Here is a 23,604-nt window from a genome sequence, read left to right as displayed (position 1 = left end):
AAGCCGGGCGAAAATACTGCAGCTTCAGAGGCAATCACAATTTCTCGTTCATGTATTTTCGCAAAACCGGAAACTGCACAGGGCCGATTTCCAGTATCTTCTGATGAAAACTTTTCAGATCAAAGTTTTCGCCAAGGAGGGATTGCTGTTCTTCTTTCAGATCCAGAAAATTCAGATATCCCACATAGTATTTCAGATAATTAGCAGGTGTTTCGGTGATATATCGGTAAATCTCGGCCGTGACAGCAGCATCACGGATTCCGAAAAGTTTCAGGAAGCGGGCGGCTTGCGCAGGAGTCCAGCCGTGGTAATGGATTCCCACATCCAACAGGGAGTAAATGCACAGATTCACGCTGCGGTTCAGCCAGGAAAGTCGCGTGCAAGCAGAAGCTTCCTGTGAGGATAAGGTGCCGGCAGACAGATAATCTGCTGCATAATCATACGCGTAACTTTCCACATAAGTGGCCCAGCCTTCCACGTATCCGCTGTAATCGATGAGATACCGGATATGGGATGGACTTTGTCGTCCGAAATAAACGGTCTGGTAAAGATGACCGGGGAAGCCTTCGTGCGCCAGCGTGGTAAAAAGCTCCAGATTGGAAATTTGCCGTCCATGATTGATGTAAATAACATTTGGCGCTCCTGTGTCCATTGGCGGTGTCAGGTAAAACGCCGGGCTGAGAAATTCTTCCATGGATTTATGTACAGACCGGATTTCGAAATCTACAGAAGCAGTGGAGGGGAAATCCTGCTGAATATTTTTTTCCAGAAGCTCCATGACCCGTGTGGGCTCCATATCTGGCAAATCCATTTTCTCATTTAGCAATGTGAGAAGTTGTGGATGCTGTTTCAAAAGTTCTGAAATTTCCTGAGAATCGGTGGAAAGCTGCTGGGTGAGGCGCTTTTCCAGTTTTTCCACAGGTATGTAGATTCCCACCTGGCTTTTTAGAAGATATTGGTAATATTCCTTTCCACCGGAAAAATTGACCAGTCCTCCGGTATTTTTGCCTGTTCCCCGAAGTTGCTCCAGACCTTCTATCAGCGTTTGATATGCGGGGAGAACCTTTTCCTTCAGAATCTGTTTATGGGTCAGGTTCAGCTGTTCCTGGTCCTTTTCGGAAAGCTTTCCATAGGCTTTTAGTTTCTGAGAAAAAATTTCCAGCATATAATTGGAATCCGGGTTTTGAATAAAAGCACGGCACTGGTCCTGAATGCGTTCCAGGGTTTCGTCGCACATAAAAAATCCGGCATCAGATTTTGTCTGTTCAAAGGCGAGAATGCTCTGGAAATATTCTTTTGTGCTGCAGAGCAGATTCAGGTAGTCGGTGATGTCCTGATTGGTGTAGAAGGAGTATTCCGCCAGCAGTACAGGTAGCTGCGCCTGGATCCCGAGGCTTGGGCTAAGCGGCTCTTCCAAAAGATAATTGTCGCCCAGAGAGGCTTCGGTGTGGTAGTAAAGGAGGAGCAGATCAAGGGTCAGGCGATTGGAAGTACTGAGCTTTGACTGGAAAAATTTTTTCAGCTTTTTTACATATTCCTGGCACTGGGCAGAGGCTTTTTCATTGTTGGGATGTATTGTGCCAAGGGTAGCGCGGGGGCGTGAGATGCCCTGTTTTTCCGGATAAGCCAGGGAATAATGAAGGTTCAGGGCGTTTCCGGAAACCTCTTTTTCAAATATGGACTCCGCGAAGTTTTCGAAGCGGGCATTTTCGGAGAAGACATGACTGAAAAGCCAGGAAAATGTGAAGCAGATAATAAGAAAAAAAGCCAGAATAGCGGCGGTGAATTTTGGTCTGTTTGACATAGGATGCCCTCTGCTCTGGGGGATTTCTACTATATTATTGAGAATTTCAGTGTAGTATGCGAAATATTTGGTTCCATGGTTTTAAGATTATGTGTATTTTGTGTACAAGACTGACGGGAATGACGAAATTAGTTGGGGATGTCATGGGGAAGTTGTTGGATTTCACGGAAAAGGCGATTTTTTTATTTGTGGGAGCAAAATTGACGGTAACAGATTGTTGTGATATTATGCGTAATTGTTACATATGCTTAATATAAATGTAACATTTTGAAGGGCGATTTTATATAAATTGAGAGGTGTATGAATGTTAAAAAATAAAATGAAAAAACTGATCTGCGGAATGACAATGTGTATAACGGTCTGTTCTCAGATGATTTTTCCACAGACTGCGTTTGCAGCGACTAAGGCTGCTGTGGAAAAGGCGGGCGAGGCATTTGTAGCTGGGATGACAGAGACTGCAGAGGCAGAGGAGGTACTTTCTGAGGAAGAGCTTCGTCAGCAAATCGTGGATTTTGCGCTGCAGTTTGAGGGAAATCCTTATGTTTACGGTGGGACAAGTCTGACAAACGGAGCAGACTGTTCCGGTTTTGTAATGTCTGTGTTTGCACAGTTTGGCTATTCACTGCCCAGAGTAGCAGCAGATCAGTATAATCAATCAGCGAAAAAAAGCGTGGAAGATCTGGAGCCAGGAGATCTGATTTTCTATGGAAGCGGAATCAGCCATGTGGCACTGTACATTGGAAATGGACAGATTATCCATGCAAGTACATCTGCGTCTGGAATCAAGATTTCCAACTATGATTATGAGGCGACTGTGGGAGTAGGAACTTATATTGAAGCGGACGGCTTCTTTAGTGAATAAGAGTGAGGGAGCGGAGCATTTGATAAAACAGATATGAAATCCGGTTATCCTGTTCTGACATTTACAGCCGGGGAAGGTTTCCCCGGCCTTTTTGTACAGTGGCGGGAGCCTGCCACGATACAAAGGGGAATAGTGAGAGAATAAAATTGATTTGTGTGTATTTTGTAAGGTATTGTAAATACGATATTTTGCAAGGAAAAATGTCGAAAAATGTTGAAATTAGCAGATTGCACAAAGACTTTAAAAAAATGTGGATAGGTGAATTAATAGGTAGAAAGTTTTCCACTTTCAAAAATATGAAAAAATGTTGAAAAATCAAGTTATGCACAAAGTTATCCACATTATCCACATGGAAAAGCATGTGGATGAGTTGATTTACATAATGGGAATCGAAACAAATGTTTTGGTTATTGTTATGAAAATGTAAAATTCGACAGAAATCGGCAAAAAGGTATTGACTTTTACAAAATCAAAATATTATAGAATATTCGCGGAAAATATTACAATTAAAGCCAAAAACGATAAAATGTCTGACAAAAAAGTATAGGATTACGAATGCGGTTGGCAACCGTGAGAGTATCCCAGGCGCAGAACAGCTGATTTTTATATTAAGTACAATGCTACAGAGATCTCTCAGATATTTGGAGTTCCAATGGAGCAAATTATGAGAATAAGGAAAGAGAAAAATTTATAAAAATCAAGTGAAGAAAGCCCTTTGCCAGAATCAGATATGATTTATGGCAGAGGGCTTTTTGCTAAGAGAAATTGAAAGGTAAAGTTGCATACTTTATTTGTATTCAAAAATGTATTCAAATGTAACCATTTGTAACTACCCCAAATGTAACAGTTTTTGGAAAAACGTGAGATTACAATTTATAGTCGAAAGGGTTAAAATCCCCGAAAGCCTTGATCTTACTGACTTTGCAGGCACAAAAAAACACCGTCCCCGCGGCAATCGCTTTGTCCGCAAAAACAGTGCTTTCAGTGCGCCTTCAGGGGTTCGAACCCTGGACACCCTGATTAAGAGTCAGGTGCTCTACCAACTGAGCTAAAGGCGCATTTCCTATTTCGTTGATTTGTTATTTCCTCAACGCAAGATGTATTATATATCAAGTGTAGGACAAAAGTCAATAGGAATTTTATAATTTTTTTAAATTTTTTCGAAAACTTTTACGATTGCTATTTAGTGTGTTGAAAGTTCTTCAGGAGGGACGCATTTGGACAATGTGTATTACTCACTCGCCGGCGCAACGCTCCAGCAAACTAATCGCTAACTGCGACTAATGCGTTCGGGAGAGCCCTCACGCATAAGTCTCCGTAAGCGCTGGATTTTGCTTACGCTAAGAGCGCGCCTGAAATGGCTCGCTGGAGTAATACACATTGCCCAAATGCTGTGTGTCGGCTGGAACTTAAACACATTAAATAGCAATAGTACCTTATTTCCTACAACAATTCCAGAATATCCTCCCTGCTCATACCACTCAGCTGTCCCATATCACCGCTGATGATCTGCTCTGCCAGGTCCTGCTTTGCTTCCTGAAGCTTCTGGATCTTTTCTTCGATGGTATTGCGGGCGATGAGCTTGTACACGGTAACTTTCTTTGTCTGTCCGATACGGTGGGCACGGTCAGTGGCCTGATTCTGGACAGCCTGATTCCACCAGGGGTCATAGTGGATAACCACATCTGCACCTGTCAGATTCAGTCCAACGCCGCCTGCTTTCAGGGAAATGAGAAATACAGGAGTGGTATCAGAATTGAACTGTTTCACAAGCTCCTGTCGTTTCTGCTTGGAGGTTTCCCCAGTGATGATGTAATAAGGAATCCCCTCTTTTTCCAGTGCTGCCTGAAGAAGAGCCAGCATGGAAGTAAACTGGGAAAATAAAAGCATACGGTGCCCACCATCAATAGCACTCTGGATCAGCTGCATACAGCTCTCAGCCTTGGCAGATTCACCGCGGTAATTTTCAAAGCAAAGAGAAGGAGAGCAGCAGATCTGTCGCAGCTTCGTCAATTCAGCCAGAATCCACAATTTGCTCTTATTAAATTCGCCCTCGTCCTGCTGGGCAATTTTTTCCTTCATATGTACAACCTGGGCATCATACAGCTTCTGCTGTGCATCCTCAAATTTCACGTAACGGACTTCTTCCAGTTTTTCAGGAAGATCCTTCAACACATCCTCTTTCAGACGGCGAAGGATAAATGGGGACACCATTTTCTGCAGGCGGGTCATGGCAGACTCATCGTCGTTCTTTACAATCGGAGTTTCAAATTCCTTTTTGAAGGTATCGTAACCATAAAGGAATCCAGGCATTAAATAATCGAAAATGCTCCAAAGCTCACTGAGGCGGTTCTCAATTGGTGTTCCAGTAAGTGCGTAGCGGGTCTGGCTGTGGATCACCTTTACAGATTTGGCTGCTGCTGTTGTGTGATTCTTGATATACTGTGCCTCATCAATGATCTGGTATAAAAATTCTTTTTCCTCATATTGGTCAATATCTCTTTTTAAAAGATCGTAAGAGGTGACCAGAACATCGAAATCTGAGTACGTCTGAAGCTTCGCCTGACGTTCGGACTGACTTCCTGCGATCAGTGATACCTTCAGCTGTGGGGCAAATCGGGCAAGCTCTTCACCCCAGTTAAAAACAAGGGCAGCGGGGGCTACTACCAGGGATGTGCCGGTTTTTCCTTCAAGTTTCGCTGCAAGAAGAACTGCGATTACCTGTAAGGTTTTTCCAAGGCCCATATCATCGGCGAGAATTCCGCCAAATTTCCATGCTTCCAGGGTACGCAGCCATTTATAACCGTTCTTCTGGTATTTTCGCATGATTCTGGAAAGGCTTTCCGGCTCTTCAAAATCGGCATCGTTAATGGTTTTGAAGCCTTTTACGATTTCACGGAAATGACGGTCGCGGTTGGCATATATGTTTTCGTTGCTCTCCAGCATCTGATCCAGATATAAGGTGCGGTATGCCGGAATGTGCATTTTTCCTTTGACAAATTCCTTTGGGGTGAGATGAAGGGTTTTCATCAGTTCTGCCAGCATTTCCAGGTTCTGCTCCTGAAGATTGACAAATTCGCCGCTTTTCAGCTTGTAATATTTTTTCTTCAGCTGATAGCTTTTCAGGATATCCAGAAGCTCCTGGCTGGAAATATCATCCGTGGAAATATTCAGATCCAGGAGTCCGCCGGATACGGACACACCAACGGAAACCTTTACAGTCTTTAAGGTGTGTCTGCTGCGGAAACGGTTGGTGCAGCGTACTTCGCCAAGCTCCATGAGGGCGGCAGTTCCCGACTCCATGATCTGATAGCTAAGTTCTTCGTCATGGTTGCAGTGAAGTACGTCAAAGTCGGGATCATAGTAAGGCAGCCATTCCATGGTCTGATCCAGCACACTGTTTTCCAGAGGAAAGTCACGGAACTGCTGGTCCGGGGAGATATCCTCATGAAGTAAAAGCTTTCCTACAGAGAATTCTCTTTTTCCATAAAAGGCGCTTACCTTGCAGATAACGTTATCGTTTTCCATGTCCAGATAAAATACGAAGTGTGCTTCAGGCGTGAGGTACTGTCTGAATTTCTCCGGATTTTCCTCCGTAATATCCGCCACTTCCTGAAGCTGGGGCAGCACATTGTGATAAAAATTGGACAGTGTATTACGCCCCATCTGGAAGTGGAATTCTCCATTTCTGGAAAGCGCTGTCAATGGACGGACCTTCTCCATAAAGGCCGGTTCGGTTTTACAGAAGCTGTCATCCTGGATAAAGTATGAAGAGTCCATACCCTGAAAAAGCTCTGGGATGTATCCCTTCACTGTGACACTGTCAAATTGCTTTTTGTCCTTAGAGGCATCCAGAATCCGTATGGAAATCCGTGGATTCCCTGTTTTGCAGTGAAGCTGGGCTTTTTTACGGGCAGCATCCGGAGTTTTATCTTCAAAATCTATTTTATCATTGCAAATATTGTCATAAAAACTGTCCAGACGCCAGCCAAAAAGATCCAGAGAATTGCCAACATTAAATTTTTTTGGCAAATAGATGCCGGAATTCTGGATTTTGTCTACAAACTGCTCTTCCTCGCGGACGATCCGGTCAATATAGCGGATCCATTTGCGGCTCTCCTCTGTGAAATCCTGCGTTTTGTGGCTGATCTGGGTGCTGGTTCCATACTGAACGGTCTCACCGTTGCGAACCTGACGGCAGAAGTCATCCAGTTTTTTTACCACGAACATTTTGGAAGTTCCTACCTTAAAAGAAACGGAAAGCTTATTGTCATTCTGTGTCAGTCTTGGAACCAGGGAAACACCTGCGGAAACATGGGCCGGTGTTTCTTTCTGGTCATTTTTGAGCTGTCCTCTGCGATAGGAGTTCAGCAGATAGTCTCCGTTCATGTCAGTGGCATCCGAAAAATTGCTGTGGTTTACATAATCACGAATATAGAAGGCAAGTGCAGCTGTATACTGGCACCTGGAATTATCAGAATACCAGCCCCAGTATTTTCTGTGGCATTCCGGGCATCCGCATCTTGCATAAGTAACTTCCTCGTGAGAGAAAAGAAGGGTGACGCCGAAGATATCTCTGCCAGTCTGGAAGGTTGCTTCAATCTGGCCAAGGCGCTGACCGTTCATCCTGTCGTAGCCGCAGGAAATATCTGTGACATTCATTTTCTGCTGGCGATAGATGGCTTCCCCGTTTTTTCGGTCTTTGGGGGCAAGCTTTAGGGATTCAAGAATTTTGTCGCCGTCAAAGTAGCTGTAATTTTCCAGCTGTTGGATATTTCCGTCTAATGAGGAATCGTCGGCTGTGTCACTGTCATTTGGGGAACCGCCAAGGAGCTGGTACGTTTCGTTACGCTTTTGTTTTTCCAGCTCTTCCTGACGTTTGCGCTCTTCCGTTTCTTTCTTTTTCACTTCTGTCGGAGAATTTTTCATTTGTTTGGCTTCCTTTTTATGATTTTTCTTTGTTGTTTTTATCCTTAGGAAACATGCTGTCCAGCAGTTTGGACAGTTCATTGGCATGCTTTTTTATGCCGGAGAAGGGATTGCTTCTGTTTTTATGTTCATAGCCAAATTGAGCAGCAAATTTTTGCAAAGATCTGGTTCGCTTCATATAAAAAACTCCTGCCAGATATTTCTTCCTTATAATATGAAAAGAAATACAGCAAGGTGAAACATTTAACGACGAATGATCATCTTACAGATCGGATTTCCCATAGAGGAAAATTTTTCCTCATATTCGGTCATTACATTTCCAATCATCATTTCTTCGTTATGGTGGAGGTCAAAGGTGTGAGCTTCCAGTTTCCATCCTGCTTCCGGGACTTCTTCCAGGGAAAAGTCGAACAGGCCGCGGTTGTCAGTTTTGAACTCGATGGTTCCGTCTTCTTTCAGAATCTTGTCGTAGCGGGAAAGAAACTCCCGGGAGGTAAGGCGGCGGGAAGCGTGGCGGGCCTTAGGCCAAGGATCAGAGAAGTTCAGATAGATTCTGGAAACCTCGCCTTTTTCAAAAACTTCGGGAAGAAGTCTTGCATCCATGCGCATGAATTTTAAATTAGAAAGCTCCTGTCCTTCTTCTGCAAGGGCTTCTTTCTTCTGAATGGCACGAAGGAGTACGCTGTCATACATTTCGATTCCGATATAGTTGATCTCCGGATGGAGCTTCGCCATATCCATAAGAAAGCGGCCTTTTCCCATGCCAACCTCCAGATGGACAGGCTGATGCTGTGGGAAAACCTTGTCCCAGTTTCCCTTATTCTCCTGGGGATTCTGGATCACGTAGATACTTTCTGCAATTGCGTCTTTGGCGCCTGGTATATTTCTAAGTCGCATAGGTTCCTCCTGTAATTATATTTATAGCTGTATGAAACTGATTCCGGCTCTTTGCAAAAGTTTACCGGGTGGTAAAAAATGCTTGTCAGAATCAGCTGAAATTGTATTCATTCTTAACAAAACTACTATACATGATTTCCTGCTTTTCCGCAATAATATTGATATCGTGATTTTTCAAACACATTCTATGTCAGGGGGAAAACGCAAAGTTCTTTTAATTGAAAAAACTGACCAATTTTGACTGAATATGAAATGCGTCAATAAGAAAAGTAACGGAAAAATGTGGGAGAACTCTGTATAAATATGCATTTTCTTCCTATTTATAATTAATACGTGTACCTAGTATAAAATTTCGATATGACAGGAATTGATAAGATCGTTAATTTTTAGTCAAAACATCTGGAATTGTATTGAATTTTTGTGAAAATTTTAGGCAAAGTTTGACTGGTATTTTCATCAAAATGGGTGTAAGATACTTAAAACTTGAAAAAGGAGGGGAAAAATGGAACAGATAATCGGTAAGTTATCCGAGATAGAGACAACTGCAGAGACCATTATGAAGGATGCACTGCAGAAGAGGAAAGCTCTTTCAGCTGAGATGGAAAGGCAGTCCAAGGAATTCGACACCCAGCTGGAGAAACAGACAGAAGAGCAGATTAAGGAAATTCGCCGGAATCTTGAGGGTGAGAAGGATAAGCGCCTGTCATCCCTGCGGGAAGACACTCAGGCTGCCTTAAGTCAGCTGGACGCTTACTATGCGAAGAATCACGAACGCCTTTCCAGAGAAATTTTTGAAAAGATCATTCAGGAGGAAGTGATGTAATGGGAAGCGTTCTTTCCTACAGCGGAATTTCCACGAAAATACGCGCTATGAGCAGTCATCTGGTGACAGATGAACAGCTTCAGGAAATCGTCCGCTTTTCGGACGTTCCACAGGTAGCCGCTTATTTGAAGAAAACGCCGGAATATGCGAAAGCATGGTCAGACCTTGATGAGAATAATCTTCACCGAGGTGAGATCGAGAAGCTTCTGAAGAAATCCATTTTCGGAAATTTCTCCCGCATTTACAATTTTGCAAACAAGGAGCAGCGCAAGTTCCTGGCACTTTATTCCAAGCGCTACGAAATCCGTGTTCTGAAAGAGATCATGACGAATCTTTTTGATCACAGAAGCACCGATCCTGTGGATATGAGTCCTTACCGCGACTTTTTCCTGCACCATTCCAAGCTGGACATTGACAGAGTGGCAGGTGCCGGAAATATGGATGAGTTCATGACAGCCCTGAAGGGCAATGAATTCTATGCTCCGCTTCAGAGCGTATATGAGAACGGCAATGGACTTTTATTTGACTACGGAATGGCTCTTGATCTTTATTATTTTAATCAGATCTGGAGTGTCCGCAAAAAGTTATTCAAGGGAAACGATCTGGACGAGATCACCAAGGCTTATGGTGAGAAGTTTGATATGCTGAATCTGCAGTTTATCCTGCGATCCAAGCGTTATTACAAAATGGAGCCGGCAGCCATCTACGCACAGCTGATTCCCGTGAATTATAAACTAAAGAAAGAAGAAATCACAGCTCTGGTGGAAGCTACCAGCAAAGAAGAAGGTGAGCAGATCTTTTCCCGTACCTGGTACGGCAGGAAATATCAGCAGCTGAACCTGATCTCCATGGAGGAGCTTTATAATAGTCTGCTCCGTACCGTGCTTGAGAAAGAGGCTCGCAAGGATCCTTATTCAGTAGCTGTTTTGTATTCTTATCTTTACCACAAAGAGCATGAGGTAAACCGTCTGACCATCGCACTGGAGTGTGTTCGTTACCAGGTTGATCCGGACGAGGCAATGCATTATGTTCACAACAATTAGTAACCCGGAGGTAGCAATGTGATTGAGAAAATGAAATTTGTCAGCATTACCGGGCCAAGAGAGGATATCGACCGAGTTGTAAATAATTACCTCAGCCGGTATGAGATTCATCTGGAGAATGCTCTTACTGAGCTCACAGATGTGAAGAATCTTTCCCCTTATCTTGAAATCAATCCTTATAAAGAAGCTTTAAGCACAGTCGGAAGCTTCTATGAAGAGGTTGAGAACCCGGAGCAGGCTTCTGCGAAGAAGCTGCCAATCGAAAAAGCTCTCTCTTTCGTACAGCAGATCAAAGATGAAGCGGATGTCCTTAACAAGACCCGTCAGGAACTGGAAGAGAAACGTGATTCTCTGGCAGAATCACTTCGTATCATCTATCCTTTCCGAAATGTAGACTTTGATGTGCAGTCAATCCTGAAAATGCGTTATATTCATTATCGCTTTGGACGGATCGAGAAAGATTATTTCGATAAATTTAAAACATACATTTATGATAATCTGGATACGATTTTCATTAAATGTGATGAAGATGACCGTTATATCTGGGGAATTTATTTTGTTCCCGTTCATGAAGCACAGCGAATTCATGCCGTATATTCTGCTATGCACTTTGAAAAAATCTTTGTACCGGATCAGTATGATGGAACTGCCAAAGCTGCATACACAGCACTTGAAGCGCAGTACAAGAAAACAATTGCAGATCTTGATGCAAACAAAGCGGCAAGAAAAGCTTTCTTCAGAAAAAATGCATCCGACATTGTTTCCTGCAAACATACACTTTCCCAGTTTTCACGGAACTTTGATATCCGTAAACTGGCAGCATGCACACATGGGGACAATAAGGGAGAGGCAGCAGCCGATTATAAGCCGAAGGAACCATTTTATATCCTTTGTGGCTGGATGACAGAGAAGGATGCCAAAGCTTTCCAGAATGATATTTCCGGAGATTCCCGTATTTTCTGTCTGATTGATGAGAATGAGCAGGAGGATGCCCATAAGACACCGCCTACCAAGCTGAAGAACCCCAAGCTTTTCAAGCCATTCGAAATGTACACCAAAATGTATGGCCTTCCGGCTTATGGAGAGATGGATCCAACCTGGTTTATCGCCATCACTTATTCCTTTATTTTCGGCGCAATGTTCGGAGATGCAGGACAGGGTCTGGTTTTATTGATCGGCGGATATCTTCTTTACAGATTCAAGCATATTGATCTTGCCGGAATCATCAGCTGTGCAGGTATCTTTTCCACATTCTTTGGCTTCATGTTCGGCAGCGTCTTCGGATTTGAAGATATTATAGAGCCTGTATGGTTAAGGCCTATGGATGCCATGATGAATGTGCCTTTTATCGGAAAACTGAATACCGTATTTATTATCGCTATTGGCTTTGGTATGGGAATCATTCTTCTGTGCATGATTTTTAATATTATGAATTCCCTGAAAGCAAAGGATACAGAGAAAGTATGGTTTGATACCAACTCTGTTGCAGGCCTTGTATTCTATGGATCCGCAGTGATTGTAATTGCATTGTTCATGACAGGCCATAAGCTTCCTGGCGGTATTGTTCTTTGCATTATGTTTATCCTTCCGCTGCTTGTAATGTTCTTAAAAGAGCCTCTTACAAACCTTGTGGAAAAGAAGCCGGCAGCTTTTGAAGGCGGTGTGGGAATGTTTATTGTTCAGGGATTTTTCGAGATGTTCGAAGTCCTTTTGAGCTATTTCTCCAACACACTTTCTTTCGTGCGTATCGGAGCTTATGCAGTCAGCCATGCAGCTATGATGCAGGTTGTACTGATGCTGGCCGGTGCTGAGAACGGAAGCCCGAACTGGGTAGTGATTGTTCTCGGAAATATTTTCGTATGCGGTCTTGAGGGTCTGATCGTTGGTATCCAGGTACTGAGACTTGAGTATTACGAGATGTTTAGCCGTTTCTACAAAGGAAGCGGAAGAAAATTCGAGCCGTTCCGTTCTGACGCGGAGGCAAAGTAAACTGCCGCTGGTAGTGAAATATTTATCAAATGTCTCTGTGAAATGCAGTGACATTACAAATGTTAAAACACGAGGAGGTCAATTATCATGACAGTTATGACACAGATTATTTTAGCAGTAGCGCTTGTATTAAGCATTATCGTTCCATTTGGTTACTATTTCATCGGCGAGAAGAGCCGTGGACGTTACAAAACAACAATCGCAACAAACGCATTTTTCTTCTTTGGTACCATGTTAGTAGCAGCAATGGTTATGTTTGCAGGAAGCTCTTCTGTACAGGCTGCAACAGGCGCTGATGCAGGTATTGCAACAGGTCTTGGATATATTGCAGCAGCTCTTGTTACAGGTCTTTCCTGTATTGGTGGTGGTATTGCCGTAGCCAGTGCGGCAAGTGCAGCTCTTGGTGCAATCAGCGAGGATCAGAGCATTCTTGGTAAATCCCTTATCTTCGTAGGTCTTGCCGAAGGTGTTGCTCTTTACGGTCTGATCATTTCCTTCATGATCATCGGTAAATTATAATTATGAAAATGTTTTTGATCAGTGACAACATCGATACCTGCACAGGGATGAGACTGGCAGGTGTGGAAGGCGTGGTAGTCCATGAGCGTGACGAACTGAAGGACGCTCTGGAAAAAGCAATCGCCAACAAGGAAATCGGGATTCTCCTCCTGACCGAGAAATTCGGCAGGGAGTTTCCCCAGATCGTGGACGATGTAAAGCTGAACCATAAAACGCCTTTGATCATCGAAATCCCTGACAGGCATGGTACAGGCCGCAAACCTGATTTTATTACCGGATATGTTAACGAAGCCATTGGCTTAAAGTTATAGGCAGGAGAAGACCAAGCATGACAATTGAAGAAAAACTGCAGCATTTCTACGACACTTCCGTTGCGGAAGCCCAGACAGAGGCTGAGAATACACTGGAAGCACATAAGAAGAGTCTGGAAGAAATGTTTGAAAAGCATAAAGAATCAAGAAAAATGGATGCCGAGGCACAGATCAAGGCAGAGACAGAAAATGCTACCCGAGAGGTAAACAAGGCACTTTCTGCTGAGCAGCTGACTTTAAGACGTGACTGGACAGCCAAACAGACAGAGCTTAAAAACGAGCTTTTTGTAGAGGTTAAGAATCATCTGGAGAATTTCATGGAGAGTCCTGCGTATCAGGATTATCTGTGCAGCAGAATCCAGAAGGCAAGAGAATTTGCAGGAAATGATGAGATTTTTATCTATCTTTCCGCTGAAGATACAGCATTACAGCGCTCTATTGTAGCAAAGACCGGATTCACAGTTGAGATTTCCGATGAACCGTTTATGGGTGGTATCAAAGCCACAATCCCGGCTAAAAACATCCTGATCGACAACTCTTTCCTGAGTGCTTATGAGAAGCTGAAAAAAGAATTCAAATTTGACGGAGGGCTGAGCCATGAATAAAACAGGTATTATCTACGGCGTTAACGGTCCTGTTATTTATCTGAAAGGCGACCCGGGATTTAAGATTTCCGAGATGGTTTATGTTGGACCTGAGAAGCTGGTCGGTGAGGTCATTGGTCTGAAAAAGGGTATGACTACCGTACAGGTTTTCGAGGAGACAACAGGACTGAAGCCAGGTGATACAGTAATGGGAACAGGCGATGCTATTTCCGTTCTTCTGGGACCTGGAATCATTCATAACATTTTCGACGGTATCCAGCGTCCTCTGGAGGAGATCGCAAAATCCTCCGGAAAATATATTTCCCGTGGTGTAAGTGTTGATTCCCTTGATACTGCTAAGAAATGGGATGTTCATGTAACTGTTAAAGTTGGAGATATGGTAAGCGCAGGTACTATCATTGCCGAGACTCAGGAAACAGCTTCCATTCTTCATAAATCCATGGTTCCGCCAACAATTGGAGAGGCTGAGGTTATCAAGGCAGTTCCGGACGGAGCATATACTATCCTTGACCCGATTGTAACGGTTCGTCTTTCTGATGGCAGTGAGCGCGATATCGCACTTGCGCAGAAATGGCCGATCCGTGTGCCAAGACCTACCTACAAGCGTTTCCCTGCAAGCGTGCCGCTTGTAACCGGACAGCGTATCCTGGATACCCTTTTCCCAATTGCAAAGGGTGGTACAGCAGCGATTCCTGGCGGTTTCGGTACTGGAAAAACTATGACACAGCACCAGATCGCAAAGTGGTCTGACGCTGATATCATTATCTATATTGGATGTGGTGAGCGTGGAAATGAGATGACACAGGTTCTGGAGGATTTCAGTAAACTGATCGACCCGAAATCCGGAAACCTGATGATGGACCGTACCACTCTGATCGCCAATACATCAAACATGCCTGTTGCAGCCCGTGAGGCTTCTATTTATACAGGTGTTACACTGGCTGAGTATTATCGTGACATGGGTTATGACGTTGCCATCATGGCAGACTCCACTTCCCGTTGGGCTGAGGCTCTTCGTGAGTTATCCGGACGTCTGGAGGAAATGCCTGCAGAGGAAGGCTTCCCGGCTTATCTGGCTTCCAAGCTTTCCGCTTTCTATGAGAGAGCGGGTATGATGCAGAACTTAAATGGAACAGAGGGTTCTGTTTCCATCATCGGTGCAGTTTCCCCACAGGGAGGTGACTTCTCCGAGCCTGTTACACAGAATACAAAGCGTTTCGTCCGCTGTTTCTGGGGACTGGATAAATCTCTGGCTTATGCCCGTCATTTCCCGGCTATCCACTGGCTTACAAGTTATAGTGAGTACCTGGAGGATTTAACCCCATGGTACAGAGATAATGTTTCTGCTAAATTTGTAAGCGACCGTAATCAGCTGATGGCGATTCTGAACCAGGAGAGTTCCCTGATGGAAATCGTTAAGCTGATCGGTAGTGATGTTCTTCCGGATGACCAGAAGCTGACTCTGGAGATTGCAAGGGTTATCCGTCTTGGATTCCTTCAGCAGAATGCGTTCCATGCAGAGGATACCTGTGTACCGATGAGCAAGCAGTTCAATATGATGGAGATCATCCTTTATCTGTACGAGAAGTGCCGTTCCCTTGTTAATCAGGGAATGCCGGTTTCCGTACTGAAGGAGGACAATATTTTTGAGCGTGTTATTGCTATCAAATATGATGTTCCGAATAACAAACCTGAGATGTTTGACCAGTATAAGGCTGACATCGACAGATTCTATGATAACGTATTAGAGAGAAACGGCTGATAGGGAGGTAAGTTTTTTATGGCAATCGAATATTTAGGCCTTAGTGAAATAAACGGCCCTCTTGTAGTTCTGGAAGGCGTTAAAAACGCTTCCTACGAGGAAATCGTCTCCTTCCGTATGGATGACGGTACCGAAAAGCTTGGCCGTATTATTGAAATATACGAAGATAAAGCAGTAATTCAGGTTTTCGAGGGTACAGATAATATGTCCCTTGGAAACACTCATACACGTCTTAGCGGTCATCCTATGGAAATCGGGCTCTCCCCGGAAATCCTGGGACGTACCTTTAACGGTATTGGACAGCCAATCGATGGGCTGGGCGAGATCACACCGGAGGTAAGCCTGAACATCAATGGTCTGCCGCTGAACCCGGTTACCCGTGAGTATCCGCGTAACTACATCAATACCGGTATTTCTGCAATTGATGGTCTGACCACCCTGATTCGTGGACAGAAGCTTCCGATTTTCTCCGGAAACGGTCTTCCACATGATAAGCTGGCGGCACAGATCGTGCGTCAGGCATCTCTGGGTGCTGATTCCGATGAAAATTTCGCCATTGTGTTTGCTGCAATGGGTGTTAAGTATGATGTTGCAGAGTTTTTCCGCAGAACATTTGAGGAGAGCGGTGCTTCCGATCATGTTGTTATGTTCCTGAACCTGGCAAATGATCCGACTGTTGAGCGTCTTCTGACTCCGAAGATTGCCCTGACTGCAGCAGAGTATCTTGCTTTTGAAAAAGGTATGCATATTCTGGTTATCCTTACAGATATTACTTCTTTCTGTGAGGCAATGCGTGAGGTTTCTTCCTCCAAGGGAGAGATTCCTTCCCGTAAAGGTTATCCTGGATATCTTTACAGTGAGCTTGCTACTTTATATGAGCGTGCAGGTATTGTTTCCGGTGGTACAGGTTCTGTTACACAGATCCCGATTCTGACCATGCCTAATGATGATATTACCCATCCGATCCCTGACCTTACCGGTTATATTACTGAGGGTCAGATTGTTCTGGACAGACAGCTTCATGGACAGGGTATTTACCCGCCAATCAATGTTCTGCCGTCTCTTTCCCGTCTGATGAAGGATGGTATTGGTGAGGGCTTCACAAGAGCAGACCATCAGGATGTTGCCAACCAGCTGTTTTCCTGTTATGCAAAGGTTGGAGATGCGAGAGCCCTTGCTTCTGTTATCGGTGAGGACGAGCTTTCTCCTCTGGATAAGAAGTATCTGCAGTTTGGTAAGGCGTTTGAGGCTGAGTTTGTCGGTCAGACAGATACAGAGAACAGAAGTATTATCGATACTCTGAATAAGGGCTGGGAGCTTCTTGGTATGCTTCCGAAGGATGAGCTTGACCGTATTGATACTAAGATTCTGGATCAGTATTATCACGAGACTACCAAATAAAGAGTGAGGTGACTTGAATGGATCCGAATACCTTTCCTACCAAGGGTAATTTAATTCTGGCTAAGAATTCACTTGCTCTTTCCCGTCAGGGTTACGAACTGATGGATAAGAAGCGTAATATTCTGATTCGTGAGATGATGAATCTGGTTGATCAGGCGAAGGATATCCAGGGACAGATTGACGAGACGTTCCGGACTGCGTATGAGGCTTTGCAGAAAGCGAATATGGAGATGGGTATCGCGTTTGTGGATCAGATTTCCCATACGGTGCCGGTGGAGAATTCTATCCGTATTAAGACACGTAGTGTTATGGGTACGGAGATTCCGCTGGTAGAGTATGATAAGTCGGGAAATGTGCCGACATATGCTTATTATAGTACGAAGATGTCTCTGGATGAGGCGAAGGCGGCTTTTGAGAGGGTGAAGGAGCTTTCCATTAAGCTGTCTATGATTGAGAATTCAGCGATTCGCCTGGCTAGCAATATTAAGAAGACTCAGAAGAGGGCGAATGCGCTGAAGAATATTACGATTCCGAAGTTCGAGGCTCTGACCAAGGATATTTCCAATGCTTTGGAGGAGAAAGAGCGTGAGGAATTTACGCGATTAAAAGTTATTAAGAGGATGAAGCAGGGTGCGTGAGGCACCCTGTTTTTTTTCGGGTGGGGGACGTGAGAGGAAGGGGATGGACAGAATTCTGATTCTTCTGATGGAGCAAGTGACAGTCAGGACGCAGCTGACGATAACCAGGAAAGTGAGAATACAGATAGCCAGGACGGAGAAGAGCCGGAAAAACCAGACGGTAACGGACAGTCCGCAGAGGCTGAGGAGATTTCACTTTCTGACATTCAGGAGGGCGATATCGTTTCTATCACTTTAGATGAGGATGGAAATGCTGCTTCCATTACTGTAATGTCCATGGAAATGGGCGGTCAGGGCCAGCCTGGCGGTGATGGACAAGGCGCTTCAGGACAGGGAGGTCCTGATGGCCAGTCTCAGGGTGTGGACAGTTATACGGCAGCAAATGAGTATACAGAAGATACAACTGTATCAAATGAGACAATTGAGTCAACAGGAACTGACGAGAATGCGGCACTGATTTCTTCAGGTGCAAGTGTTACTCTTGATAATGATACTATTACTAGAACTTCCGAGGACAGCAAGGGCGGAGACAATTCCAGCTTCTATGGTGTAGGAGCTGCTGTTCTGGCAACAGATGGTACTGCTTATGTGAAAGATGGCAGCGTGACTACAGATGCAGCAGGTGGTGCAGGGCTTTTTGCATATGGTGATGGAACTGTATATGCTTCTGGTACAATTGTGAAAACGACTCAGGATACCTCTGGTGGTGTTCATGTAGCTGGCGGTGGTACTCTTTACGGATGGGACTTAGATGTAGAAACGAACGGTGAGTCTTCTGCTGCAATCCGAAGTGACAGAGGCGGCGGAACAATGGTGATCGATGGTGGAAATTATGTTTCCAACGGCGTTGGTTCCCCGGCTATTTACAGCACAGCTGATATTGCGGTAAGCAATGCAACTCTGACAGCAAATGGTTCTGAGGCTATTTGTATTGAAGGTCTGAATTCTATTCACCTTTATGATTGTGACTTGACAGGAAACATGAGTGATCTGGATCAGAATGATAATACCTGGACTGTAATCCTTTACCAGAGCATGTCTGGTGATTCTGAGGTTGGTAACAGTACCTTCCAGATGGATGGCGGCAGCCTGACTTCTGAGAACGGCGGTGTGTTTTATACAACCAATACAGAGAGTACGATTACTTTAAATAACGTGGATATTAACTATAACGATGACAATGAATTTTTCCTGCAGTGCACAGGTAACACCAACCAGAGAGGCTGGGGACAGTCTGGGGTTAACGGAGCTGACTGTCACTTTACAGGAATCAGTCAGGATATGCAGGGAGATGTGATCTGGGATTCTATCAGTGATCTTGACTTTTATCTCACAGAAGGCAGCAGCCTGACAGGTGCAGTTGTAGATGATGAGAGCTATGCAGGCGAAGGCGGAGAGGGATACTGCAACGTTTATGTAAGCGCAGATTCCACCTGGACTGTAACTGGCGACAGTACTGTCTCATCTCTGGAAAATGAGGGAACAATTGTAGATAGTAATGGAAAAACTGTAACAATTCAGGGTACAGACGGAACTGTGTATGTACAGGGCGACAGCGAGTACACCATTACAACTGGTTCCTACAGCGACACAGCAGATATGTCTGGAGCAACGGCAATCCAGGATCAGAGTGTTTATACAGTTGAGAAACCGGATCAGCTTTAAAATTGGATAAAGAAACTCTCCAATTTGAAGATTATGGGCTTGATGAGTTATAAGAAAAAACACTGGGCTACACTTTATTGTGGCTCAGTGTTTTTTCGTTAAAAGAAGAGTGAACCTGAATTATAAAAATCCCGGTCAGAAAAGAAATATCAAGACAGTTCTTTTCTAAAGACCGGGATTTTTTATGTTAAATTTATAATCAAATTCGAATTCTCCGACGTAAGCAACTTCCGAAAATTCTCCTAAAAAGAAGGAGGGCCGGACCTTTTGGCCCGGCAAGTATGAAAAAGAAAAAGTATATTTATAATCTATGTAAAAAAGCTTTCGCTTTATTTGTTTATTAATATACGCGGAATTTGTGATGAATCTGTGAGAACAAATTGAAAAATATATGAGGAAAATCTAAAGAACTTATAAACTGGAACGCACCTGAAGTGACCGGCATAGGAATATACAGTATGAAAAAGCTGTGCATTCAAACTTAATTTCATGGTGATAAAATCTATCTACGATATATTGAAAATTTTATTCAGCTAAGAAAATTAGTCGTTGTAAAAGTTGTAATACTCATTTATAATGGAAAGAAGATTCAAGGTTATTGTTTACCGGAGATTTTCCAGTGTGAACAGTAACGATTCCAATGAGAATTTATAGGGAAAAACAGGAGGAAAACCTTGAAGAAAGAATTAGTTATTGTAATTGATTTTGGTGGTCAGTACAATCAGCTGGTTGCAAGACGTGTCAGAGAATGTAATGTATATTGTGAAATCTATTCTTACAAGACCGATCTTGAGAAGATCAAAGCCATGAATCCAAAGGGAATCATTCTTACCGGTGGACCGAACAGTTGTTACGAAGCTGATTCACCGACTTACCAGAAAGAATTATTCGAACTTGGTATTCCGGTGCTTGGGCTTTGCTACGGTGCACAGCTTATGATGCATGTTCTCGGCGGTAAAGTTGAGAAAGCAGATGTAAGTGAATACGGCAAAACAGAGCTGCTGGTTGACAAAAAAGACTCCAGAATTTTTGAAGGAGTATCAGAGAAAACAATTGTCTGGATGAGTCATACAGACTATATCTCCCAAGCAGCACCAGGATTTGAGATTTCTGCACATACAGCAGACTGTCCAGTGGCTACAGCCGAGAATGCGGAGAAGAAACTGTATGCGATCCAGTTTCATCCGGAAGTTCTCCATACAGTAGAAGGAAAGAAGATGTTATCCAATTTCGTACTTGGTGTATGCGAATGTGCCGGAGACTGGAAGATGGATGCATTTGTTGAGCATACAATTAAAGAAATCCGTGAGAAAGTGGGCGACGGCAAAGTCCTTCTGGCACTGTCTGGCGGTGTTGATTCTTCTGTAGCAGCAGGACTTCTTTCCAGAGCTATTGGCAAGCAGCTGACATGTGTGTTTGTAGATCATGGCCTTCTTCGTAAAGACGAGGGCGATGAGGTTGAGGGTGTATTTGGTCCTAATGGACAGTTTGACCTGAATTTTATCCGTGTGAATGCACAGCAGAGATATTATGATAAACTTGCGGGAGTTACTGAGCCGGAAGCGAAGCGTAAGATCATTGGTGAGGAATTTATTCGTATCTTTGAAGAAGAGGCTAAGAAGATCGGTGCTGTTGATTTTCTTGCACAGGGAACCATCTATCCAGATGTGGTAGAGAGTGGTCTTGGCGGAGAGTCTGCAGTGATCAAGTCTCATCACAATGTAGGCGGACTTCCTGATTTCGTAGACTTCAAGGAGATTATTGAGCCGCTTCGTGACCTCTTCAAAGATGAAGTCCGCAAAGCAGGACTGGAGCTTGGAATTCCAGAGAAGCTGGTATTCCGTCAGCCATTTCCGGGACCGGGACTTGGAATCCGTATTATCGGCGAAGTTACTGAAGAGAAAGTTCGCATTGTGCAGGATGCTGATTTCATTTACCGTGAAGAAATTGATAAGGCAGCAGAAGCTTATAAAGTTGAGAATGGCAAAGAACCATCCTGGATGCCGAACCAGTACTTTGCAGCTCTTACCAATATGCGAAGCGTAGGCGTTATGGGTGATTTCAGAACATACGATTATGCAGTGGCACTGCGAGCAGTGAAGACGATTGACTTTATGACAGCAGAGTCCGCAGAGATTCCGTATGAAGTACTGAACAGGGTTATGAATCGTGTTATTAATGAAGTTAAGGGAGTTAACCGCGTATTCTACGACCTGACCAGTAAGCCACCGGGAACGATTGAGTTTGAATAACGGACTAAAATGCCGAAAACCTGTATTTATGCGGGTTTCCGGCATTTGTTTTATCAAATGGCTCTAGTTTGGCTCTATTTGTGGGGAGAGTAATGGGAAAGAGTTTTTATAGATTTTGACTAAAGAAGGAAGATGACATGGATAATTCTGTGGATAGAAAAAATGCAATTAGATTATATTTAACTGGAACCATAGGTCAAATAACGGTAATAGCAGTTATTGTCTACCTATTGCGTAGGATGGGAATTGTTGTGGATTATACAACGGTGATAGGGATAATAGCAATTGGAATTGGTGGAATATCTTCTGCAATGTGGGGGAGTATTGTCACAGTTCGATATCGAAAAATAAATTTTAAGAGGATTGTAATTGAGTTTGTGAACATAAAGCAACCTGTCTTTGGCTACTTGCTTGTTTTTATGTTTTTGAGTATAGAGTTTTGTTATCTATTAATGGGTGGAATGTTACAAGTAAAGAATTGGTATATTCCGGTTATATTATTTGTAAAAGCAATTTTGTTCGGTGGGATTGAAGAAATAGGCTGGAGATATACGTTTCAACCAATAATTGAGGAACGGCATAATTATGTGTTTTCGACATGCGTGACATTTGTTTTCTGGGGAATATGGCATTTTCTTTATTTTTATATTGAAGGATCAATACAATTTGTTCAGGTCAGTAGCTTTTTACTTGGGCTTTTGATAAATTGTTTTATTTTATCTGCACTATACTATAAAACAAAGAGTTTATGGATATGTGTAATGACACATGCATTGATTAATACATTATCGCAAATATCAGTTGGTGGCAATCTAATTGTTTCAATGATATGTAAGGTAATAATTATTTGTATTGCCATTTTTATTTCAAGAGGAGTATGCATAAATAATGAAAAAAAGAATTAAAAGTATGTTACGTGTTTTTCTATGGGTTGCAGCAATCATTGTTATTTTAATATGTATTTGCTTTGGCTATCATAGGTACAGGCTTAGGAAAGAGGAAAAATTAAGGGAACCATTAGGGCAGCTTATAGATATAAATGAAAATAATATTAGCATTTATGTTGAGGGGAGTGGTTCCAAAACACTTGTGTTTTTGTCTGGTAGCGGAACATGTTCTCCCATTCTGGATTTTAAATCTCTATATTCATTGTTAAGTGACGAGTACAGAATTATTGTTGTTGAAAAGTTTGGATATGGATATAGTGATATTGTTGATGAAGACAGAAACATACAGACTATATTATCTGAAACAAGATTAGCTTTGAATAAAGCAGGAATTGATGGTCCATATGTTTTATGTCCGCATTCTATGTCTGGAATTGAAGCCCTTTATTGGGCACAAGAATATCCGGATGAAATTGAATCAATCATAGGTTTGGATATGGCTGTGCCAGAATATTACGAGAATATGAAAATAAATCTTCCACTAATGAAACTTGGACAATATGCAGCGGATTTAGGAATTACCAGACTAATTCCTACACTTGCGGAAAGTGATGCTATAAAGCATGGAACGTTGACTAATGACGAAAAGAATAGGTATAGAGCAATTTTTTATAACAGAACGGCAACTGTAACAATGATAAATGAAGCGAAGAGTGTTAAGGATAATGCAATAATTGTAGCTCAAAATGGAGTACCACAGGTTCCTATGCTGCTTTTTATTTCTGATGGTACTGGTGGAACTGGTTTTGATAAAGAAACATGGAGAAGGATACAGGAAAAATACATCTCAGAAGTGGAGTCTGGGAAGTACATAGAATTGGATTGCCCACATTATGTGCATGATTATGAGTATGGAAGAATAAGTGAGGAGATTAAAAGCTTTTTAAGTGATTAATATTTATCAGTCATTTGAAGGGTGATTTTGTGGGATTGTATATTGCAGATATTTTGTTTTTTATGGTACAATATCGTCTAAGGAAAGTACCCATGACAGGGTGGTAGCCTCCCGAGTTTTATGATACCGGGCAACCGGAATACATAGGAAGGGAGGTGGCGCCGATGACGGCTTATGAGATCATTTGGGAGCATCCCAAAGTTTGTGTAAACCTCCAAACTGATGTAAGATAAAATTACTCAGTTTGGAGGTTATTTTTATG

General features: G+C 43.1%; 19 protein-coding genes and 1 tRNA gene. 15 read left to right on the top strand and 5 right to left on the bottom strand.

Features of this window, described 5'->3' with window-relative positions; all coding sequences use genetic code 11:
* Positions 1-34 precede the first annotated feature (34 nt).
* Positions 35-1,804 carry a DUF885 family protein gene (locus tag ACESTK_RS14170; protein ID WP_204452729.1) on the bottom strand — a complete coding sequence of 590 codons (1,770 nt, stop codon included), beginning with the start codon at positions 1,802-1,804 and terminating at the stop codon, positions 35-37.
* Between the two features lie 304 nt (positions 1,805-2,108).
* Here ACESTK_RS14170 and ACESTK_RS14165 point away from each other — a divergent pair, with 304 nt between their 5' ends.
* Positions 2,109-2,666: a C40 family peptidase gene (locus ACESTK_RS14165; RefSeq protein ID WP_195379946.1), complete on the top strand. Its 558-nt coding sequence runs from the start codon at positions 2,109-2,111 to the stop codon at positions 2,664-2,666.
* 985 nt (positions 2,667-3,651) lie between these two features.
* Here the strand turns inward: ACESTK_RS14165 and ACESTK_RS14160 are convergent.
* The 4 genes from ACESTK_RS14160 to trmB form a co-directional block, all read right to left on the bottom strand.
* A tRNA-Lys gene (locus ACESTK_RS14160) sits at positions 3,652-3,724 on the bottom strand.
* A gap of 385 nt (positions 3,725-4,109) precedes the next feature.
* Positions 4,110-7,595, bottom strand: coding sequence for a DEAD/DEAH box helicase (locus tag ACESTK_RS14155; protein ID WP_373120026.1), 3,486 nt, complete (start codon positions 7,593-7,595; stop codon positions 4,110-4,112).
* Positions 7,596-7,611: 16 nt separating this feature from the next.
* Complete coding sequence (locus ACESTK_RS14150) at positions 7,612-7,773, bottom strand: hypothetical protein (protein WP_195698969.1); 162 nt, start codon at positions 7,771-7,773, stop codon at positions 7,612-7,614.
* A gap of 65 nt (positions 7,774-7,838) precedes the next feature.
* A complete protein-coding gene (gene trmB / locus ACESTK_RS14145) occupies positions 7,839-8,492 on the bottom strand; it encodes a tRNA (guanosine(46)-N7)-methyltransferase TrmB (RefSeq protein ID WP_118579347.1) in 654 nt (217 codons plus the stop codon).
* 502 nt (positions 8,493-8,994) lie between these two features.
* Between trmB and ACESTK_RS14140 the strand changes: the two genes are divergently transcribed.
* The 14 genes from ACESTK_RS14140 to ACESTK_RS14075 all read left to right on the top strand — a co-directional run bounded on the left by ACESTK_RS14140 (position 8,995) and on the right by ACESTK_RS14075 (position 23,342).
* Positions 8,995-9,315: a hypothetical protein gene (locus ACESTK_RS14140; protein ID WP_373120025.1), complete on the top strand. Its 321-nt coding sequence runs from the start codon at positions 8,995-8,997 to the stop codon at positions 9,313-9,315.
* On the top strand, positions 9,315-10,358 hold the full coding sequence (locus ACESTK_RS14135) for a V-type ATPase subunit (RefSeq protein ID WP_118579353.1): 1,044 nt from the start codon (positions 9,315-9,317) through the stop codon (positions 10,356-10,358). The genes ACESTK_RS14140 and ACESTK_RS14135 overlap by 1 nt, the downstream gene beginning before the upstream one ends.
* Positions 10,359-10,376: 18 nt before the next feature.
* The gene (locus tag ACESTK_RS14130; protein ID WP_148462110.1) at positions 10,377-12,347 is read left to right on the top strand and encodes a V-type ATP synthase subunit I; all 1,971 of its coding nucleotides are present in this window, start codon (positions 10,377-10,379) and stop codon (positions 12,345-12,347) included.
* 87 nt (positions 12,348-12,434) lie between these two features.
* A complete protein-coding gene (locus tag ACESTK_RS14125; RefSeq protein ID WP_118579356.1) occupies positions 12,435-12,866 on the top strand; it encodes an ATP synthase subunit C in 432 nt (143 codons plus the stop codon).
* Between the two features lie 2 nt (positions 12,867-12,868).
* Entirely contained in the window at positions 12,869-13,177 is a 309-nt protein-coding gene (locus ACESTK_RS14120; protein ID WP_117851005.1) for a V-type ATP synthase subunit F, read from the top strand.
* Between the two features lie 17 nt (positions 13,178-13,194).
* Positions 13,195-13,782 (top strand): V-type ATP synthase subunit E, encoded by a 588-nt coding sequence (locus ACESTK_RS14115; protein ID WP_118579359.1) that lies wholly within the window; start codon positions 13,195-13,197, stop codon positions 13,780-13,782.
* The gene (locus ACESTK_RS14110; protein WP_118579362.1) at positions 13,775-15,544 is read left to right on the top strand and encodes a V-type ATP synthase subunit A; all 1,770 of its coding nucleotides are present in this window, start codon (positions 13,775-13,777) and stop codon (positions 15,542-15,544) included. Before ACESTK_RS14115 ends, ACESTK_RS14110 begins: the two co-directional genes overlap by 8 nt.
* An 18-nt stretch (positions 15,545-15,562) precedes the next feature.
* A complete protein-coding gene (locus tag ACESTK_RS14105) occupies positions 15,563-16,945 on the top strand; it encodes a V-type ATP synthase subunit B (RefSeq protein WP_118579365.1) in 1,383 nt (460 codons plus the stop codon).
* A 17-nt stretch (positions 16,946-16,962) separates the two neighbouring features.
* The gene (locus tag ACESTK_RS14100; RefSeq protein ID WP_118579368.1) at positions 16,963-17,583 is read left to right on the top strand and encodes a V-type ATP synthase subunit D; all 621 of its coding nucleotides are present in this window, start codon (positions 16,963-16,965) and stop codon (positions 17,581-17,583) included.
* A 43-nt stretch (positions 17,584-17,626) separates the two neighbouring features.
* On the top strand, positions 17,627-17,821 hold the full coding sequence (locus ACESTK_RS14095; RefSeq protein ID WP_173716941.1) for a hypothetical protein: 195 nt from the start codon (positions 17,627-17,629) through the stop codon (positions 17,819-17,821).
* Between the two features lie 32 nt (positions 17,822-17,853).
* Positions 17,854-19,248: a hypothetical protein gene (locus ACESTK_RS14090; protein ID WP_373120023.1), complete on the top strand. Its 1,395-nt coding sequence runs from the start codon at positions 17,854-17,856 to the stop codon at positions 19,246-19,248.
* Between the two features lie 674 nt (positions 19,249-19,922).
* A complete protein-coding gene (guaA, locus tag ACESTK_RS14085) occupies positions 19,923-21,500 on the top strand; it encodes a glutamine-hydrolyzing GMP synthase (RefSeq protein ID WP_118579374.1) in 1,578 nt (525 codons plus the stop codon).
* Positions 21,501-21,637: 137 nt separating this feature from the next.
* A complete protein-coding gene (locus tag ACESTK_RS14080) occupies positions 21,638-22,405 on the top strand; it encodes a CPBP family intramembrane glutamic endopeptidase (protein WP_373120021.1) in 768 nt (255 codons plus the stop codon).
* Entirely contained in the window at positions 22,389-23,342 is a 954-nt protein-coding gene (locus tag ACESTK_RS14075) for an alpha/beta hydrolase (RefSeq protein WP_373120019.1), read from the top strand. The genes ACESTK_RS14080 and ACESTK_RS14075 overlap by 17 nt, the downstream gene beginning before the upstream one ends.
* The last annotated feature ends 262 nt before the right edge of the window (positions 23,343-23,604 follow it).

The organism is Ruminococcus sp. Marseille-P328 (assembly GCF_964249465.1).
Taxonomy (GTDB): Bacteria; Bacillota; Clostridia; order Lachnospirales; family Lachnospiraceae; genus Blautia_A; species Blautia_A faecis.
This window is presented reverse-complemented; position numbering and strand designations above follow the sequence as displayed.

Bases quoted from the DNA above. Each gene is read 5' to 3' on its own strand.
- ACESTK_RS14170 (WP_204452729.1), bottom strand. From the start codon at position 1,804: ATGTCAAACAGACCAAAATTCACCGCCGCTATTCTGGCTTTTTTTCTT.
- ACESTK_RS14165 (WP_195379946.1), top strand. From the start codon at position 2,109: ATGTTAAAAAATAAAATGAAAAAACTGATCTGCGGAATGACAATGTGT.
- ACESTK_RS14155 (WP_373120026.1), bottom strand. From the start codon at position 7,595: ATGAAAAATTCTCCGACAGAAGTGAAAAAGAAAGAAACGGAAGAGCGC.
- ACESTK_RS14150 (WP_195698969.1), bottom strand. From the start codon at position 7,773: ATGAAGCGAACCAGATCTTTGCAAAAATTTGCTGCTCAATTTGGCTAT.
- trmB (WP_118579347.1), bottom strand. From the start codon at position 8,492: ATGCGACTTAGAAATATACCAGGCGCCAAAGACGCAATTGCAGAAAGT.
- ACESTK_RS14140 (WP_373120025.1), top strand. From the start codon at position 8,995: ATGGAACAGATAATCGGTAAGTTATCCGAGATAGAGACAACTGCAGAG.
- ACESTK_RS14135 (WP_118579353.1), top strand. From the start codon at position 9,315: ATGGGAAGCGTTCTTTCCTACAGCGGAATTTCCACGAAAATACGCGCT.
- ACESTK_RS14125 (WP_118579356.1), top strand. From the start codon at position 12,435: ATGACAGTTATGACACAGATTATTTTAGCAGTAGCGCTTGTATTAAGC.
- ACESTK_RS14120 (WP_117851005.1), top strand. From the start codon at position 12,869: ATGAAAATGTTTTTGATCAGTGACAACATCGATACCTGCACAGGGATG.
- ACESTK_RS14115 (WP_118579359.1), top strand. From the start codon at position 13,195: ATGACAATTGAAGAAAAACTGCAGCATTTCTACGACACTTCCGTTGCG.
- ACESTK_RS14110 (WP_118579362.1), top strand. From the start codon at position 13,775: ATGAATAAAACAGGTATTATCTACGGCGTTAACGGTCCTGTTATTTAT.
- ACESTK_RS14105 (WP_118579365.1), top strand. From the start codon at position 15,563: ATGGCAATCGAATATTTAGGCCTTAGTGAAATAAACGGCCCTCTTGTA.
- ACESTK_RS14100 (WP_118579368.1), top strand. From the start codon at position 16,963: ATGGATCCGAATACCTTTCCTACCAAGGGTAATTTAATTCTGGCTAAG.
- ACESTK_RS14095 (WP_173716941.1), top strand. From the start codon at position 17,627: ATGGACAGAATTCTGATTCTTCTGATGGAGCAAGTGACAGTCAGGACG.
- ACESTK_RS14090 (WP_373120023.1), top strand. From the start codon at position 17,854: ATGTCCATGGAAATGGGCGGTCAGGGCCAGCCTGGCGGTGATGGACAA.
- ACESTK_RS14080 (WP_373120021.1), top strand. From the start codon at position 21,638: ATGGATAATTCTGTGGATAGAAAAAATGCAATTAGATTATATTTAACT.
- ACESTK_RS14075 (WP_373120019.1), top strand. From the start codon at position 22,389: ATGAAAAAAAGAATTAAAAGTATGTTACGTGTTTTTCTATGGGTTGCA.